This window comes from Streptomyces xiaopingdaonensis, assembly GCF_000262345.1.
GTDB lineage: Bacteria > Actinomycetota > Actinomycetes > Streptomycetales > Streptomycetaceae > Streptomyces > Streptomyces xiaopingdaonensis.
On the sequence record NZ_AJTQ01000063.1, the window covers coordinates 23,912 to 39,692 of the forward strand.

Consider the following 15,781-nt stretch of genomic DNA (forward strand, 5'->3'; position numbering starts at 1 on the left):
CGGCGGGTGCGATCTCCGAGACGAAAGGTGTCCGCCATGGGCAGGTACGAGGGCAGGAACGTCGTGATCACGGGAGGCAGCAGCGGGTTCGGCCTGGCCACCGCCCGGCTCCTCGTGGACGAGGGGGCACGGGTGCTGATCACCGGGCGCCACCGGGACACGCTCGACGCCGCCCGCAGCCGACTGGGCGACAACGCGACGGCGGTACGCAGCGACGCGTCGTCGCTCTCCGACATCCGCGCGCTGGCCGACCGCGTACAGGCCGAGTTCGGAACGATCGACGCCCTGTTCGCCAACGCCGGGGTCAACGGCTTCGCCCCGTTCGAGGAGACGAGCGAAGAGCTCTTCGACGAGCTGCAGACGATCAACGCCAAGGGCCCGTACTTCACGGTCCAGAAGCTCGCCCCGCTGCTCGCCGAGGGGAGCGGCGTCGTGCTCAGCACCTCGGTCGCGAACGTGCTGGGCCTTCCCGCGCTCAGCGCCTACGCGGCGAGCAAGGCGGCTCTGCGCTCGATGACCCGCAGCTTCGCCCGCGAACTGCTCCCGCGGAAGGTCCGCGTCAACGCGGTCAGCCCCGGCCCGATCGACTCCGGGATTCTGGAGAAGTCGATGCCCCTGGAGGCGGCGGAGCAGACCAAGAAGCAGATGGCTGCCGACAACCCCATGGTGCGCATGGGCACCCCCGCCGAGGTCGCGAAGGCAGTCGCCTTTCTCGCCTTCGACGCCACCTATACGACCGGCACCGAACTCGCTGTGGACGGCGGTGGCTCCCAACTCTGACCAGCGGCGGCTCACCACCGCGGGGGCGGCCACCTCGGCGCCGCCCCCGCGGCTCCGGGCCCCGCGGAGGCGGCGTCGGTAGCGGTGCGCTGCCTCGCGCCGGTCGGCCGTGCGCGGTCGTCCACCGTCACGAAGGGCTCGCCCGACGGTCGCCGGAATTCCACCGGTGAACGCCCTGATCTCCCGGTGCAGATGGAACTGACCGCAGTGGCCGCCGTCCACCGGCTCGGGCCGCGCCTTCACCCGCGACCACACGGTGCACGGCGCGGTCGGACCGCACCGGCTTCGCGGCGCTTTTCGGCCGGAGGCCGAGGTACGAGCGGACGCTCCCGGATCGGCTGACCGTCCTCGGCAAGCCGCTCCTGGTGGTCTTCGGCGACGAGGACCGCAGATGGCGCCCCTCTTCCGCGGCCGACCACCGCGTAGTTCCAGGCGCGACGGTCGAGTTGCTGCCCGGTGCCGGACACACGCCCGTCCTGGAGGCGCCACCGCAGACGGCCGCCGAGCCGGCGGTGGGTTGCCGACCGACGGATCGCCGGGGTCGTCGGCGACCGTCCGCGGCCGGAGTTCTCCAACGACCCGGCCTCCGCCGCCGGTTCGGGCGTCGCAATGCGGAAGCTGTGGCCGCGGTCGCCGGTCTCCGCTCGCGCTCGCCGTTCTCCCTGGTGCCGTGGAAAGCCCCGAACCCGCCCTCGCCGCCTCGGATCTGCACGTGGTGATGTGCCGTGCGCTGTGCACCTTTACCTGTACGCGGTGCTGAGCTGCGCTGTTGCTGGGGAGTCGAACCCCGGCGTTGCTCTTCACGCGCCAGGAGTGGGCCGGAAAACCGCCGACCCTCGGTGTGTGCACGCCTCCGAAGCTGCTACCTGCTCCACAGCGTCCCGACCGGCCGGACTGCTCAGTCCAGCAGATCGACCTCCCAGTTCGCACGCTGGATGCGCACGTCGACCTCGCGGATCTCCCGAGCGAGCACGTCCGCCTGACCGCGCAGTTCCGCGACCGGAAGCGCGGAAAGCATCTTCAGCTCGGACCGGAGCTGCCGGCCGTGGCCCCGTTCGCCCTTGCCCGCCGCCGCGTCTGCCGCTGCCGTGAGCACGGAATGACGCAGCCGCAGCACGTCCCGGCGGGCGAGGGCATCGGTGAGCGTGCCGTCCGGCCCCAACTCCACGGTGGCGTTGGTCCGGTTGATCCGCCGGATCAGCGACTCCAGGGTGCTCAGCACCTCACCGGCCTCGGCCAACAGCTCAGCGGCGTCCTCGGCGGGCGTCTCCCCTTCCTGGTACCGCGCACTGCCGACGACCCGCGCTCGCAGCTGCTCCACACGACGCGTCGCTGCCGCACGTTCCGCCAGTGCCTCAGCAAGCTTCACTGCCTCCCCCTCCCGAAACTCGCACGAGTATACGAGCGCATACCGGCTCGGCGCCCCGCTTCGCTCCACCGGAGCCCGGACCCGCCGTCTTCGCACCGGCATCCCGCTCCGGCTCCGCCGTTCGCCGTCTCACCAGCCCTCGGACGGCAACGCACGCATCGACGGGGCCTTCGCCGAATCGTGGCGGGCGAGACGTCCCGGACTCCCACGCAGGGTCCCCGTCGGGGAGTTGTTGACGACCCCGGCCGACGCGGCCGGCGCCCCGCTCACCCCAGCGCGGCGATCACGTCCTCGGCCATGCGGGCGCTGGACGCCGGGTTCTGCCCGGTGCACAGGTTGCCGTCGCGCACGTTGAACTGCTGGTAGGCCGGCCCCCCGGAGTGAACGGCGCCCCTCTCCCTCAGCCGGGCGGCGAGCAGCCACGGCGCGCCCTCCGCCGTGCCGAAGAGCCGCTCCTCCTCGTCGGTGAACGCGGCCATCTCACGACCGGCGAAGAGCCACCTCCCCTCCGCGTCAACGGCGCTGAGCAGCGCGGCAGGTCCGTGGCAGACGGCTCCGATGATCTTTCCGGCCGCGTCCGCGGCGGTCAGCAGCCGGCCGAGGTCGGCGTCCTGGCAGAGATCCACGACCGGGCCGTGGCCGCCGGGGAGCACCACCGCGGCGTAGTCGTCGATGTCCACCTCGTTCAACTTCAGCAGGGGGCCGAATGCGCGCAGCGCCTTCTCCGCCTGTGCCACGTGATGGGCGCAGTCGGCGCCGGCGAGCTCCGGGTCGGCGCTGTGCGCGTCGAGCGGCTGCAGTACTCCGCCGGGGGAAGCGAAGTCGACCGTGTAGCCGGCCTCGACGAACTTCTCGTACGGAGCGGCCAGTTCCTCGGCCCAGTAGCCGGTCGGATAGGCCGAGCCGTCGGTGCGCTCCCAGACGCCGGCGGCGGACATGACGATCAGGATCTTGCTCAATGGGTTTCCTCTCGATGAGACGGGCTCGGTCGACGCCGGGCGAGGTGGCCTCGGCCGCGGACCTTCGCGACCGCGCGGGGCGAGCGTCCGAACCGAGCAGACGCTGCGGCCCCCGACCGGGCTCCGCGTGACGACCCGGGACCCGGTTGCCCTCTGTGCGCAGTCGCGCAGGACAAGAGGGGGCTGCCGCGGTGGGCATCCGCTCGGCACGCATCCACTCTGGGCCGCGCCCGGCGCCGGTGGAGCCGCATACCACGCCCTGCACCGCAGCGGACCGGTGAACCTAGGACGCACAGGGCCGGCCGCGAGCCGTCGCGGTTTGGGACACTGGAGCGCGTGGCCAGCAAGAAACGCGAACTCGCCGACTTCCTCAAACGGGCCCGCAGCCAGGGCGACCCGTCCAGGACCGGCCTGCCGTCGGACGGCCGCGTACGCCGTGTCCCGGGCCTGCGCCGAGAAGAGGTGGCACGCCTGGCCGGGGTGTCGACCGACTACTACACCCGCCTCGAACAGGGCAGGAACATCACGCCCTCACCGACCGTGATCGAGACGCTCGGCAGCGCCCTCGCGCTCGACGAGGCAGGAAGGGTCCACCTGCGCGACCTCGTCGGAGCGACCGCTGCCCCGGCCCGCCGGCACCCCGTCAGCGCCCAGCGCGTACGCGCCGGCCTCCACCAGCTCCTCGACGCCCTCGACGGCGAACCCGCCCTCGTCCTCGGCCGCCGTACCGACATCCTCGCCGCCAACCGCATGGCACGCGCCCTGTTCGCCGACTTCGCACGACTCCCGCCCCGCGAGCGCAATTACGCGCGCTGGATGTTCCTCGACGACGACGCCCGTGCGCTCTTCGCGGACTGGGAGGTCCAAGCACGCGCAGCGGTCGAGAGTCTGCGTCTCGACGCCGGCCGCGACCCCGACGACCAGGCCACCGCCGCCCTCGTCGCCGAGCTGCGAGAACGCAGTCGCGCGTTCGACGAGTGGTGGGAGCAGCATCGCGTCCATCAACGCACGCACGGCTCCAAGCGCCTCCGCCATCCGATCGTCGGCGAACTCACCGTCGCATACGAGACGTTGACGCTTCCCGGAGACCCCGACACCGTCCTGTACGTCTACACCGCCGAGCCCGACTCCCCTTCGCAACGCGCCCTCGACCTCCTCGCGAGCTGGACTTGCACCACCGACCACCGGCCTTGAGCAGCCGGTGCACGACCGCGCGCCCGGCCCCGGACCCACCCACCGCTGCGTGAGCCGCGGTCGAGGCCGAAGACGTCCGAGCGACCGGAGCCCCGGCAACGGGTGCTCGTCCGGCCGCAGTGCGGCAGAGCCCGGCGGTGCACAGACAGGAGTCGGAGCGTCGACCTTTCCTCACGTCGTTGCGGCGGCCGCTTCTTGCAGGGCAGCCGACGCGCCGTCGGCGAGGGGATCGGCGTGCCCGAAGACCGCCGTGTCGACCTCCAGCGCGGCCAGCCGACGCAGCGACTCGACGGCTCGGGCGCGGTCGGTGTTGAAGACGCCCAGCATGGTCCGGCCGACGTTGGCGACCGCGTCACCGGTGAACAGCACGCCCGGCCCGGGCAGGTGGAGTGCGATCGACCCGTCGGTGTGCCCGGGCACCGCGACCACCACCGCGCCGCCGCCGAAATCCAGCACATCGCCGTCCTCCACCCGTCGGTCCACCAGGCACGGCGGTGCCGTCGGCAGCGGCGGTAGCGCCGCCCGGATCGGCAGCTCGAACTCCTCCAGCACCGGCGGCGCCCCGCCCGCCTCCCCCTGGATCACCGGCGCCTCCAACCGGTGCGCCAGCACCTCCGCCCCGTGCCGGGCGGCCAGTTCGGCTGCCGAGCCCGCATGGTCCTCGTTCCAGTGCGTCAGCACGATCCGCCGCAGCTCGCCGTCGAGGGCTTTCTCGATCTCCGCCGCGCACTCCGCCGTCCCGGTGTCGATCAGCGTCAGCTCGTCGCCGTCCCGCCACAGATAGGCAGCCCCCACCGGGAAGCGGAGCATACGCAGCTTCGGCAGTACCTCGATCGCATCCATTGCCCCAGACTGCGCGGCCGCCCCCGCAGCTGCGCGACAGTTCGCTGACGGCTCATCAGCGTCCGCGATGCGAGGGAAAATGCTCGGTCCGGTGTCGGTTCTGCTCCGGCTGGGACAACAACTCCGGGTTCCGACGGGCTGTGACGTGAGCTTTCCCCTCGGCCCAGGCCCATGCTGCTCGGCTGTCGTCTCAACCTCGGCGGGACGTGTGCCCCCGGCTAGCCGGCCCGACCGACGAGCACGGAGACGTCGACGTGCTCGGGGAAGAACTCCGCGTCCGGAAGTGCCTTCCGGATGCCGTCCTCGAACGCCGGTCGTCGGTCGGCTGACGGTAGTTGCTCTGCGGGGATGGCGGAGTAGAGGCCGCCGACGACTTGCTGGAAACTGAGCTGTTCCGTGTAGGAGACGGTCGTACTCCGCAGGTCCGAGAAGCCGGCGTCTTCGAGTGCCTGTGCGTACCGGCTCCGGTCCTGATCCGCCGTCCCGCAGGAGGCGGTCAGTTCGGTCTCGAAGTGCCGCTCCAGGCAGTGGCGCAGAGCACGGGACCAGGCGGTGTCCTGCAGCCACAACGGCGCCCCGTTCGCGACCACAGCGATGCCTCCACTGGCACGGAAAAGCGGGAGCAGTCCCCGGAACAGCTCCTCGTACCGCATCCAGTGAAGGGCCTGTCCGACGACGGCCATCGCGAGGGAAGGCGCCCGGCCCAAGAGTCCCGCGAGGGCGGGGACGTCGGTGTCGGCGCCGAGCACCCAGGTGATGTTGCGGGCTCCTCGCCCACTCGCCGCTTCCCGGGCGAGACGAAGCATGTCCGGCTCGGGGTCCGTCCCGATCACCGACCGGACGCGGTCGGCCAGCGGAAGGGCGAGCTGTCCCGTGCCGCATCCGAGGTCCAGGACGCTGTCCTCCCGTGTCAGGGAAAAGTAGTCCTGAAGGCGGTCGAGCACCCGCTCGGGATAGCCCCGCCGGAACTTCGCGTAGTACTCGGCCACTTCGCCACTGAACCCAACGGTCATGGGGACACTGTGGCGGCCGCCGGTGCGCCTGGACAGCCTCACGGTCGGACGATCGCTGCGAGCGGAAGCCGTCGTGGAGCGAGCCTTGGGAATCGGCTCGGTCAGGAAGTCGGGGCCCCGAACGAGCGCCCTCAGGTCTGCGCCATGTCCACGAAGCGCGAGTAGTGGCCCTGGAAGGCGACGGTGATCGTCGCGGTCGGTCCGTTGCGGTGCTTGGCGACGATGAGGTCCGCCTCGCCCGCTCGGGGGGACTCCTTCTCGTAGGCGTCCTCACGGTGGAGCAGGATGACCATGTCGGCGTCCTGCTCGATCGATCCCGATTCGCGGAGGTCGGACACCATCGGCTTCTTGTCCGTGCGTTGTTCCGGACCGCGGTTGAGCTGGCTGAGGGCGATCACCGGGACCTCCAGCTCCTTGGCGAGGAGCTTGAGGTTCCGCGACATCTCGGAGACCTCCTGCTGGCGGCTCTCGGGCCGCCGGGAGCCGCCCGTCTGCATGAGCTGGAGGTAGTCGATGACGACGAGTTGGAGGTCGTTCCGCTGCTTCAGGCGGCGGCACTTGGCGCGGATCTCCATCATCGACAGGTTCGGGGAGTCGTCGATGTAGAGCGGCGCCTCGCTGACGCCGGGCATCTGACGGGCGAGCCGCGTCCAGTCCTCGTCGGTCATCGACCCGGAGCGCATGTGGTGGAGCGCCACCCTCGCCTCCGCGGAGAGCAGCCGCATCGCGATCTCGTTGCGTCCCATCTCCAGCGAGAAGATGACGCTCGGCATGTTGTGCTTCACGGAGCAGGCGCGCGCGAAATCCAGGGCGAGGGTGGAGTTGTGGGTGGGGACCATCGAACGGGTCGCCAGATACAGGTGCGCGGGGTTGTCCACCTGGACGCACCGCACCGGAACCGGTGCGACCTGTTCCACCTTCTCGACGAATCGCTGCTTCAACCTCGGCGTCGCCCGGCGACGCCGGGCCAGGTGCGCCTGCCGCTTCCTCTCCAGCCGGAACACGTCGTCATCGGTGGTGAAAGTGACGACATAGCAGGTCGAGGAAGCCTGAGAGCGACCCTTGACCGGCTTCTTCCACATCCCGCACCGGTAGCCCAGGCCCAGCACCAACTCGCGGAAGCCCTGGGCAAGGGCGCGATTGGTAACAGCAAACTGGACCGAACCCGTGGCATTCACGGTCCCGTCGGTGTCGAGGAGACCGGCGAGCAGGGCCCTGCGCTGGCCGACAGAGGCACGCAGATACTCCTCGGGGATGTGCTTGTTGCCCAGCACTCCCATCCCCCGCAGGAGTACGAGAAGACTGCCGTGCTTCCTGGTGCAGGAGGCGCAACGGGGTTCGGCGAACGCCGAGAAACAACGGGCGCCGCAGTCGACACAGGCGGAGTGCGGAACCGGCGGGGAGAGGAAGCGTGCCCGTCCTCCGCAGGACCTTCCGCATGTACGCACATGCGCAAGCCTGGGGGTGAAGGCCGCACCGCACACCGCGCAGGACCGCTCGACGCGTTCCGGAGCGGCCACCGCCGAAGCCAGGGCGTAGGTCATCTCGGAGTTGCCGACCCGACGTGCTGTGAAACCCTCCTTCCGGAGGTGGTCCAACAACTCCGGGTCCGCGGTGGTGAGCCGCGCCGCGGCCCCCGTGCCGTCTCCGAGCCATGCACCGAGCGTGTACGGCGGCACCGGCAGCTCCCGCTCGGGGAGGTCGAGCGGCTCGGTGGTGCGTACGGAGTGGTTCAGGCGCTGATCGGCTGTGTCGCAGTACACCGTGCGGGCGATCTCCTCCGTGGTCTTCACCGAGGGGAAGCTCCGCCGATTGCGCTGGTGTCCGACGGTGGCCTCCTGCCCCGAACGGCGGGAGGCTCGGGTCTCAGTGAGCCACTGGTGCTGCGCGTCGGCAACGACGCTCGTCCCGTCGTCGAAGGTGATCCTGTAGCAGGGCCGCCCGTTCAGGACGTCCGTCGCGGCGACGACGCGCGTTGGCCTTCCGTCGGCGTCGAGCAGGAAGTCGCCCTGCTGCACGTCGCCCATGGTCGTCCAACCGTCAGGGGTCGGCAGCGGAGTGTCGAGAGCCAGAGCTTTGCCCATGGCAGGACGGGCCGCGATGACGACCATCTGTCCGGGGTGGAGGCCGTTGGTGAGGGAGTCGAGGTCGGTGATGCCGGTGGGGACGCCGGTCATCTGGCCGCTGCGGGAGCCGATCGCCTCGATCTCGTCGAGGGCGCCCTCCATGATGTCGCTGAGCGGGAGGTAGTCCTCCGAGGTGCGCTGCTCGGTGACGGCGTAGATCTCCGCCTGGGCCGTGTTGACGATGTCGTCGACGTCGCCGTCTGCCGCGTATCCCATCTGCGTGATCCGTGTGCCCGCCTCCACGAGCCGGCGCAGCACGGCCTGTTCGCGGACGATCTCCGCGTAGTACTCGGCGTTCGCCGCCGTCGGCACGACCTGGACGAGCGACTGCACATACCCCGGGCCGCCGACCCGTCCGATCTGGCCCCTCCGCGTCAACTCCGCGGTGACGGTGATGGGGTCGGCCGGCTCGCCCTTGGCGTAGAGGTCGAGGATCGCCGCGTAGACGGTCTCGTGCGCGGGGCGGTAGAAGTCCTGGCCCTGGAGGACCTCGACGACGTCCGCGATCGCGTCCTTGGAGAGGAGCATGCCGCCGAGAACCGACTGCTCCGCCTCGAGGTCCTGCGGCGGTACGCGCTCGAAGCCGCTGCGCGGTGCCTCGTCCGAGCGCTCGTGCTGCTCGGCGAGGGCGCCCGAACGCGGCCCGTCCGCGCGGCCGTTGGCGGACGTCCGGGCGACGGGAAGGTTCCGGCCGCCGCTCTCCTCCGCGGCCCAGGGGTCGTCGACGTGCTCCGGTTGCTGCGTCATCCCGCCCCTCCTCCCGTCTCTGCCGTCCCGGCTCGGGCGCCGCTCCCGCCCGAGCACGGCGCCCCCCTTTCCTACGGCACCGCGCTGACAAACCACGGCACCGACGTCGCCCGTCCTCGCCCGGTACCTGCCGGGCCGCGCGAGCCGGCGGTGGAAGGCATGGTGAAGCCGAGGTTGCCGGGGAGGTCGAGGGACCGACTCCCGGGCGGGCGACGCTCAACGCTATGCGGGACCCGGGGTTCAGCCAATCTTGTTATCCACAGGCCGGTGTGGATAGTGCACCGCTCCCTGTGGAGAACTCCGCCAAAGCTGTGCACGACACGGGGGACGATGCTGTGGAGAACTTCGACTCCCCACTCACGTACCGTGGTTGACCTGCAAGAATCCCATCCACCGCCTGTGCGGGGAAAAAACCCGCGAGGTTGCGTCACACTCGTCGGCACCCATGGCCACGGACGGTGGACGCAGTCGCTCCGCACAGCGATGCGTAACAGACCCAGCTACCTTGCACTCATTACCTGTGGATGCTTGTATCGCACGCATGAGTCGCCGGTCCCCCTCCTCGCCCCCGCCCTCTCCGGACTCCTCAGGGGGACGCCGCTCGGCCCGCGGGCACGACCGGGAGATCCTCGCACTGGCGCTCCCCGCCTTCGGCGCCCTCGTCGCCGAACCGCTCTTCCTCATGGCGGACAGCGCCGTCGTCGGACACCTCGGCACTCCCCAACTCGCCGGCCTCGGCGTCGCGTCGGCGCTCCTGCAGACCTTCGTCAACGTCTTCGTCTTCCTCGCCTACGCCACGACAGCGGCCGTCGCCCGCAGGCTCGGCGCGGGAGACCTCACCTCCGCACTCCGCCAGGGCATCGACGGCATCTGGCTGGCGATCGGCCTGGGCGTCGTCGTCGCGGGCGCCGCCCTCGTCGCGGCACCCGCGCTCATCGACCTCTTCGGCGCCTCGCCGACCGCGCACCCCTACGCCGTCACCTACCTCCGCGTCAGCGCCCTCGGCATCCCCGCCATGCTCGTCGTCCTCGCGGCCACGGGCGTGCTCCGCGGACTCCAGGACACCCGCACGCCGCTCTACGTCGCCGTCGGCGGCTTCTCCGCCAACCTCGTGCTCAACGTGGCGCTCGTCTACGGCGCCGGGTTCGGCATCGCCGGCTCCGCCTGGGGGACGGTGATCGCCCAGTACGCGATGGCGGCCGTCTACCTCCGCGTCGTCGTCAAGGGCGCCCGAAAGCACGGCTCTTCGCTCCGTCCCGAGCTCGCCGGCGTGCGCGCCAGCGCGCAGGCCGGCGCCCCGCTGCTGATCCGCACGCTCTCGCTCCGCGCCGTGCTCATGATCGCCACCGCCGTCGCAGCCCGGCTCGGCGACGCCGACATCGCCGCCCACCAGATCACGCTCACCCTCTGGTCGTTGCTCTCCTTCGCGCTCGACGCCATCGCCATCGCCGGCCAGGCGATCATCGGCCGCTACCTGGGCGCGGGGGACGAGGCAGGCGCACGCGCCGCCTGCCGGCGGATGGTCCAGTGGGGCGTGCTCTCCGGGGCGGTGCTCGGCGCGCTCGTGGCGCTCGTACGGCCGGTCTTCATGCCGCTCTTCACCACCGACCGGACCGTCATCGACCACCTGACGCCCGTGCTGCTGGTGGTGGCCGTCACGGCGCCCGTCGCGGGCGTCGTCTTCGTCCTCGACGGCGTCCTCATGGGCGCGGGCGACGGCCCCTACCTCGCCGGCGCCATGCTCGTGACGCTCGCCGTCTTCGCACCCGTCGCCGTGTTCGTCCCGGCGCTCGGCGGCGGGATCACCGCGCTCTGGTGGACGATCGCCGGCCTGATGATGTCGGTCCGGCTCGTCACCCTGTGGCTCCGGATGCGCTCCGGCCGCTGGATCGTGACGGGCGCCGTCCGCGGCTGAGTCCGGGCACGACGAAGGGCCGCACCCCGGAAGGGTGCGGCCCTCGCTGCGTCGGACCGCGGCCTGCGGCCGCGGTGCGTGGAGGCGCGGCTCAGGCCGCGGCGACCTCCACGTCGACGTCGGCCGCGACATCGGCGTGCAACTGGACCGAGACCTGGTGCGAACCCAGGGACTTGATCGGCTTGCCCACCGCGATACGGCGCTTGTCGACCTCGGGACCACCGGCCGCCTTGATCCCGCCGGCGATGTCGGCAGGGGTCACGGAGCCGAAGAGCCGGCCCTGGTCGCCGGCGCGCACCTGCAGGCGCACGGTGACGCCCTCGAGCTGCTCCTTGACCTGGTTGGCCTGCTCGATCGTGGCGATCTCGTGGATCTTGCGGGCCCGGCGGATCTGCTCGACGTCCTTCTCGCCACCCTTGGTCCAGCGGATCGCGAGCTTCCGCGGGACGAGGTAGTTGCGGGCGTACCCGTCCTTGACGTCGACGACGTCGCCGGCGGCGCCGAGACCCGACACCTCGTTGGTGAGGATGATCTTCATCTGACGGTCATCCTTCCTTTAGCGCGCGGTCGACGTGTAGGGCAGCAGCGCCATCTCACGGCTGTTCTTCACGGCCGTGGCGACGTCGCGCTGGTGCTGGGTGCAGTTGCCGGTGACCCGGCGGGCACGGATCTTGCCGCGGTCGGAGATGAACTTCCGCAGCAGGTTCGTGTCCTTGTAGTCGACGTAGGAGATCTTCTCCTTGCAGAACACGCAAACCTTCTTCTTTGGCTTGCGAGCAGGCGGCTTCGCCATCGTCTCTCTCCAATGAATCTCAAGAAGTGTGCAGCTGTCTCACGAGCTGCCCCTCGGCCTAGAAGGGAGGCTCGTCCGAGTAGCCACCGCCGGAGCCGCCGCCCCAGCCACCGCCGCCGCCCTGGCCACCGGCCGGAGCGCCGGTCGCCCACGGGTCGCCCGCGGGGCCGCCCTGCTGACCGCCCTGGCCGCCGGAGCCGCCGCCCCAGCCACCACCGCCGCCGCCCTGGCCGCCGCCGAAGCCGCCGCCCTGTCCACCGCGGCCGCTGGTCTTGGTGACCTTGGCCGTGGCGTTGCGGAGGCTGGCGCCGACCTCGTCGACGTCGAGCTCGTAGACCGTGCGCTTGATGCCCTCGCGGTCCTCGTAGGAACGCTGCTTCAGGCGTCCCTGCACGAGGACACGGGTCCCCTTGGTGAGGGACTCGGCGACGTTCTCCGCGGCCTGCCGCCAGACCGAGCAGGTGAGGAAGAGGCTCTCGCCGTCCTTCCACTCGCTCGTCTGCCGGTCGAAGATGCGCGGGGTGGACGCGACACGGAACTTCGCGACCGCCGCGCCTGAGGGCGTGAAGCGCAGCTCGGGGTCGTCGACGAGATTGCCGACGACCGTGATGACGGTCTCGCCTGCCATGGGTGAACCTCTCGGCGGGGTGCTGCTGGCTGTCGGCGCCCCCGGCGCGGCCTGCGGCCGCTGCGGGGTGCCGGTTGGTGGGTGCTACTCGGTTTCCCTGCCGTCGCTGAGCGCGGGGCTCAACGCCCGGTGGGGCGGAGGACCTTGGTCCGCAGAACCGACTCGTTCAGGTTCATCTGGCGGTCGAGCTCCTTGACGACCGCAGGCTCGGCCTGCAGGTCGAGGACCGAGTAGACGCCCTCGGGCTTCTTGTTGATCTCGTACGAGAGACGACGACGGCCCCAGGTGTCGACCTTCTCGACCTTCCCCTCGCCCTCGCGGACGACGGAAAGGAAGCTCTCGATCAGGGGGGAGACAGCGCGCTCCTCCAGATCGGGGTCGAGGATGACCATCACCTCATAGTGACGCATGTGGAACCCACCTCCTCTGGACTCGGCGGCCACGGTCGTTCCGTGGCAGGAGGGTCTATGCGTAGGGTCCGCACACCGACCGTCGTCCCGCCGTGGTGCGCCGGAGCGCGTGCGGGGCGGGTGGGTCGGAGCGCAGACCGTACAGCGTACCCAACGCGTGCCTTCCGGTTGAAATCCGGGCGGATCTCGGCGCAATCTGGACACCTCGGGTGTGAGCGGCGTCACCCAGCACCGCCGCACCACCACCCCGGAAACCCCGGGCGTCACGGCTGGAGGTGCCCCCATGGCACAGGCAGTACGGCGCAGGTCGCTCTCCCCGCTCGCCCTCCTCAACAGCGACGGGAAGGCGCATCCCAAGGAGAACAGCCTCGCCCTCGCGACGATCGTCCTCGGCCTCGTCGCCGCCCTCACCAACTTCTGGCCCGGCCTCCACATGATCAGCTCCTGGACGGGCCTCGTCGGCGTCCTCGTCGGCGGTGCGGGCCTGATGCTCTCGGTGACGACGGCGGAGCGTTTCCTCCTGGTGATCGGACTCGGCGCCGCGGGCGTGGGCTTCTTCCTCGGGGTGGCGCACGGCGGGCTGTGGGGCGGGCTCTGAGCGACGCCCCGCGGAACGGCCGAACTCCCCGCCGTAGCGCGGCTCAGCGGTCGAGGGCTGACCGGAACGGCGGCCACCGCCGGGCAGTAGGCTTCGCGGCGAGCCTCCCAGCGCCGCGCCTGGGGGCGCCCGAGCCGAGCCCCGCCGGAGGAGCCGTCCCACCATGAGTCTGACCCTGAGGACCATCAGCCGTGAGCAGCACCTGGCATACGTCCAGAGCCTCCCCTCGGCGAGCCACTGCCAGGTGCCCGCCTGGGCGGACGTGAAGAGCGAGTGGCGGTCGGAGAACCTCGGTTGGTTCGACGCCTCGGACGAGCTCGTCGGCGTCGGGCTCGTGCTCTACCGGCAGCTGCCCAAGGTGAAGCGGTACCTCGCGTACCTCCCCGAGGGCCCGGTGATCAACTGGTACTCGCCGCACCTCGAGGAGTGGCTCCAGCCGATGCTCGCGCACCTCAAGCACCAGGGCGCGTTCTCGGTGAAGATGGGCCCCCCGGTGGTGATCCGGCGCTGGGACGCCCCGGCGATCAAGAAGGGCATCCAGGACGACGAGGTCAAGCGGCTGCGGGACATCGAGGCGACGGAGATCGAGCCGCGCGCCTTCGAGGTCGCGGACCGGCTGCGCCGTATGGGATGGCAGCAGGGCGAGGACGGCGGGGCCGGCTTCGGCGACGTCCAGCCGAGGTACGTCTTCCAGGTGCCGCTGGAGGGACGCTCGCTGGAGGAGGTCCACAAGGGCTTCAACCAGCTCTGGCGGCGCAACATCAAGAAGGCCGACAAGGCCGGCGTCCGCGTGGTCCAGGGCGGGCTCGACGACCTCGACGAGTGGCAGCGGCTCTACGAGATCACCGCCGAGCGCGATCACTTCAGGCCCCGCCCCAAGGCGTACTTCGAGCGCATGTGGCGCGTCCTCAACGCCGAGGACCCCAACCGCATGCGCCTGTACTTCGCGGAGCACGAGGGCGAGCGGATCGCGGCGGCGACGATGCTCGTCGTCGGGGGGCACGTCTGGTACTCCTACGGCGCCTCGGCGAACCACAAGCGCGAGGTGCGCCCGTCCAACGCGATGCAGTGGCGGATGCTCCAGGACGCGTACGCGCTCGGCGCGAGCGTCTACGACCTCCGCGGCATCAGCGACGCGCTCGACGAGAGCGACCACCTCTTCGGCCTGATCCAGTTCAAGGTGGGCACCGGCGGGCAGGCTGCCGAGTACCTCGGCGAGTGGGACTTCCCGCTCAACAAGCTTCTCCACAAGGCGCTCGACCTCTACATGTCGCGGCGCTGAGGGCCCCGCAGTTCCGCGACCGATCCGACGCCTCACGCAGGCCCCCGCCCCCATCACCGGAAGAAGAAAGGTGCCGTACCGGCCATGGCGCTCACCCTCTACGTCGATACCGATCGCTGGCGGGCGCACCAGCAGTCGGTGATTCAGCAGTTCCCCGGCATCGTCCCGGTCTGCAAGGGCAACGGCTACGGGTTCGGGCACGAGCGCCTCGCGGAGGAGGCGCACCGCTTCGGTAGCGACATCCTCGCTGTCGGCACCACCTACGAGGCCGCGCGCACCAAGGACTTCTTCGGCGGCGACCTCCTCGTCCTCACGCCGTTCCGGAAGGACGAGGAGCCGGTTCCGCTGCCGGACCGGGCGATCCGCTCGGTCTCCTCGGTGGAGGGTGTCGGGCTCATGCGCGGCGCCCGCGTGGTGATCGAGGTGATGAGCAGCATGAAGCGGCACGGGGTCGCGGAGGAGGAACTCCCCCAGCTCCACGCCGCCATCGACGAGATCCGGCTGGAGGGCTTCGCGATCCACCTGCCGCTCGACCGCACCGACGGCTCCTCGGCCGTCGAGGAGGTCATCGGCTGGATGGACCGGCTGCGGGCCGCCCGGCTGCCGCTCGACACCATGTTCGTCAGCCACCTGAAGCCCGACGAGTTCGCCGTGCTCCAGCAGCAGTTCCCGCAGACCAACTTCCGCGCCCGGATCGGCACCCACCTCTGGCTCGGGGACGCGGACGCGACCGAGTACCGGGGCGCCATCCTCGACGTCACGCCCGTCGTCAAGGGCGACAGGTTCGGCTACCGGCAGCAGAAGGCCGCGGGGGACGGCTGGTTGGTGGTGGTCGCGGGCGGCACCTCGCACGGTGTGGGGCTGGAGTCGCCGAAGGCGCTCCACGGCATGACGTCGCGCGCGAAGGGCGTGGCGCGGGCCGGCCTCGCGACCGTCAACCGGAACCTGGCGCCGTTCCTGTGGGGCGGCAAGCAGCGGTGGTTCGCGGAGCCGCCGCACATGCAGGTCTCGATCCTCTTCGTCCCCTCGGAGGCGCCCGAACCGAAGGTGGGCGAGGAGCTCACGGCGATCCTGCGGCACACGACGACGACCGTGGACCGCACCGTGGACGCCTGACCGCCAGA

General features: G+C 70.8%; 15 protein-coding genes and 1 pseudogene. 7 read left to right on the plus strand and 9 right to left on the minus strand.

Features of this window, described 5'->3' with window-relative positions; translation table 11 throughout:
• Positions 1-36: 36 nt before the first annotated feature.
• Complete coding sequence (locus tag UWG_RS0105095) at positions 37-780, plus strand: SDR family oxidoreductase (protein WP_016906123.1); 744 nt, start codon at positions 37-39, stop codon at positions 778-780.
• Between the two features lie 317 nt (positions 781-1,097).
• Positions 1,098-1,280: pseudogene (locus UWG_RS31960) on the plus strand (alpha/beta fold hydrolase); the annotation flags it as partial.
• A 398-nt stretch (positions 1,281-1,678) separates the two neighbouring features.
• Here the strand turns inward: UWG_RS31960 and UWG_RS0105100 are convergent.
• Positions 1,679-2,149 (minus strand): DIP1984 family protein, encoded by a 471-nt coding sequence (locus UWG_RS0105100; RefSeq protein WP_029391181.1) that lies wholly within the window; start codon positions 2,147-2,149, stop codon positions 1,679-1,681.
• 266 nt (positions 2,150-2,415) lie between these two features.
• Positions 2,416-3,108 carry a type 1 glutamine amidotransferase domain-containing protein gene (locus tag UWG_RS0105105; RefSeq protein ID WP_016906125.1) on the minus strand — a complete coding sequence of 231 codons (693 nt, stop codon included), beginning with the start codon at positions 3,106-3,108 and terminating at the stop codon, positions 2,416-2,418.
• 336 nt (positions 3,109-3,444) lie between these two features.
• Here UWG_RS0105105 and UWG_RS0105110 point away from each other — a divergent pair, with 336 nt between their 5' ends.
• The gene (locus tag UWG_RS0105110) at positions 3,445-4,302 is read left to right on the plus strand and encodes a helix-turn-helix domain-containing protein (RefSeq protein WP_016906126.1); all 858 of its coding nucleotides are present in this window, start codon (positions 3,445-3,447) and stop codon (positions 4,300-4,302) included.
• 171 nt (positions 4,303-4,473) lie between these two features.
• Here the strand turns inward: UWG_RS0105110 and UWG_RS0105115 are convergent, their stop codons facing one another.
• The 3 genes from UWG_RS0105115 to dnaB all read right to left on the minus strand — a co-directional run bounded on the left by UWG_RS0105115 (position 4,474) and on the right by dnaB (position 9,031).
• Complete coding sequence (locus UWG_RS0105115) at positions 4,474-5,145, minus strand: MBL fold metallo-hydrolase (RefSeq protein WP_016906127.1); 672 nt, start codon at positions 5,143-5,145, stop codon at positions 4,474-4,476.
• Positions 5,146-5,363: 218 nt separating this feature from the next.
• Positions 5,364-6,158: a class I SAM-dependent methyltransferase gene (locus tag UWG_RS0105120; protein ID WP_033195971.1), complete on the minus strand. Its 795-nt coding sequence runs from the start codon at positions 6,156-6,158 to the stop codon at positions 5,364-5,366.
• Positions 6,159-6,289: 131 nt separating this feature from the next.
• The gene (gene dnaB, locus UWG_RS0105125; RefSeq protein WP_016906129.1) at positions 6,290-9,031 is read right to left on the minus strand and encodes a replicative DNA helicase; all 2,742 of its coding nucleotides are present in this window, start codon (positions 9,029-9,031) and stop codon (positions 6,290-6,292) included.
• Between the two features lie 541 nt (positions 9,032-9,572).
• Here dnaB and UWG_RS0105130 point away from each other — a divergent pair.
• The gene (locus UWG_RS0105130; protein ID WP_016906130.1) at positions 9,573-10,946 is read left to right on the plus strand and encodes an MATE family efflux transporter; all 1,374 of its coding nucleotides are present in this window, start codon (positions 9,573-9,575) and stop codon (positions 10,944-10,946) included.
• Positions 10,947-11,037: 91 nt separating this feature from the next.
• On the opposite strand, the gene rplI is transcribed toward UWG_RS0105130, so the two are convergent.
• From rplI to rpsF, 4 genes are all read right to left on the minus strand, one after another.
• On the minus strand, positions 11,038-11,484 hold the full coding sequence (gene rplI, locus UWG_RS0105135; RefSeq protein ID WP_016906131.1) for a 50S ribosomal protein L9: 447 nt from the start codon (positions 11,482-11,484) through the stop codon (positions 11,038-11,040).
• An 18-nt stretch (positions 11,485-11,502) separates the two neighbouring features.
• Positions 11,503-11,739, minus strand: a complete 237-nt coding sequence (gene rpsR / locus UWG_RS0105140) for a 30S ribosomal protein S18 (protein ID WP_003978893.1) — start codon at positions 11,737-11,739, stop codon at positions 11,503-11,505.
• Between the two features lie 58 nt (positions 11,740-11,797).
• On the minus strand, positions 11,798-12,367 hold the full coding sequence (locus UWG_RS0105145) for a single-stranded DNA-binding protein (protein WP_016906132.1): 570 nt from the start codon (positions 12,365-12,367) through the stop codon (positions 11,798-11,800).
• A 119-nt stretch (positions 12,368-12,486) separates the two neighbouring features.
• Positions 12,487-12,777: a 30S ribosomal protein S6 gene (gene rpsF, locus UWG_RS0105150; RefSeq protein ID WP_029391182.1), complete on the minus strand. Its 291-nt coding sequence runs from the start codon at positions 12,775-12,777 to the stop codon at positions 12,487-12,489.
• A gap of 283 nt (positions 12,778-13,060) precedes the next feature.
• Here rpsF and UWG_RS0105155 point away from each other — a divergent pair, with 283 nt between their 5' ends.
• The 3 genes from UWG_RS0105155 (at position 13,061) to UWG_RS0105165 (ending at position 15,773) form a co-directional block, all read left to right on the plus strand.
• Positions 13,061-13,375: a hypothetical protein gene (locus UWG_RS0105155; protein ID WP_016906134.1), complete on the plus strand. Its 315-nt coding sequence runs from the start codon at positions 13,061-13,063 to the stop codon at positions 13,373-13,375.
• Between the two features lie 163 nt (positions 13,376-13,538).
• Positions 13,539-14,657, plus strand: a complete 1,119-nt coding sequence (locus UWG_RS0105160; RefSeq protein WP_016906135.1) for a lipid II:glycine glycyltransferase FemX — start codon at positions 13,539-13,541, stop codon at positions 14,655-14,657.
• 84 nt (positions 14,658-14,741) lie between these two features.
• On the plus strand, positions 14,742-15,773 hold the full coding sequence (locus UWG_RS0105165) for an alanine racemase (RefSeq protein ID WP_016906136.1): 1,032 nt from the start codon (positions 14,742-14,744) through the stop codon (positions 15,771-15,773).
• Positions 15,774-15,781: the final 8 nt, after the last annotated feature.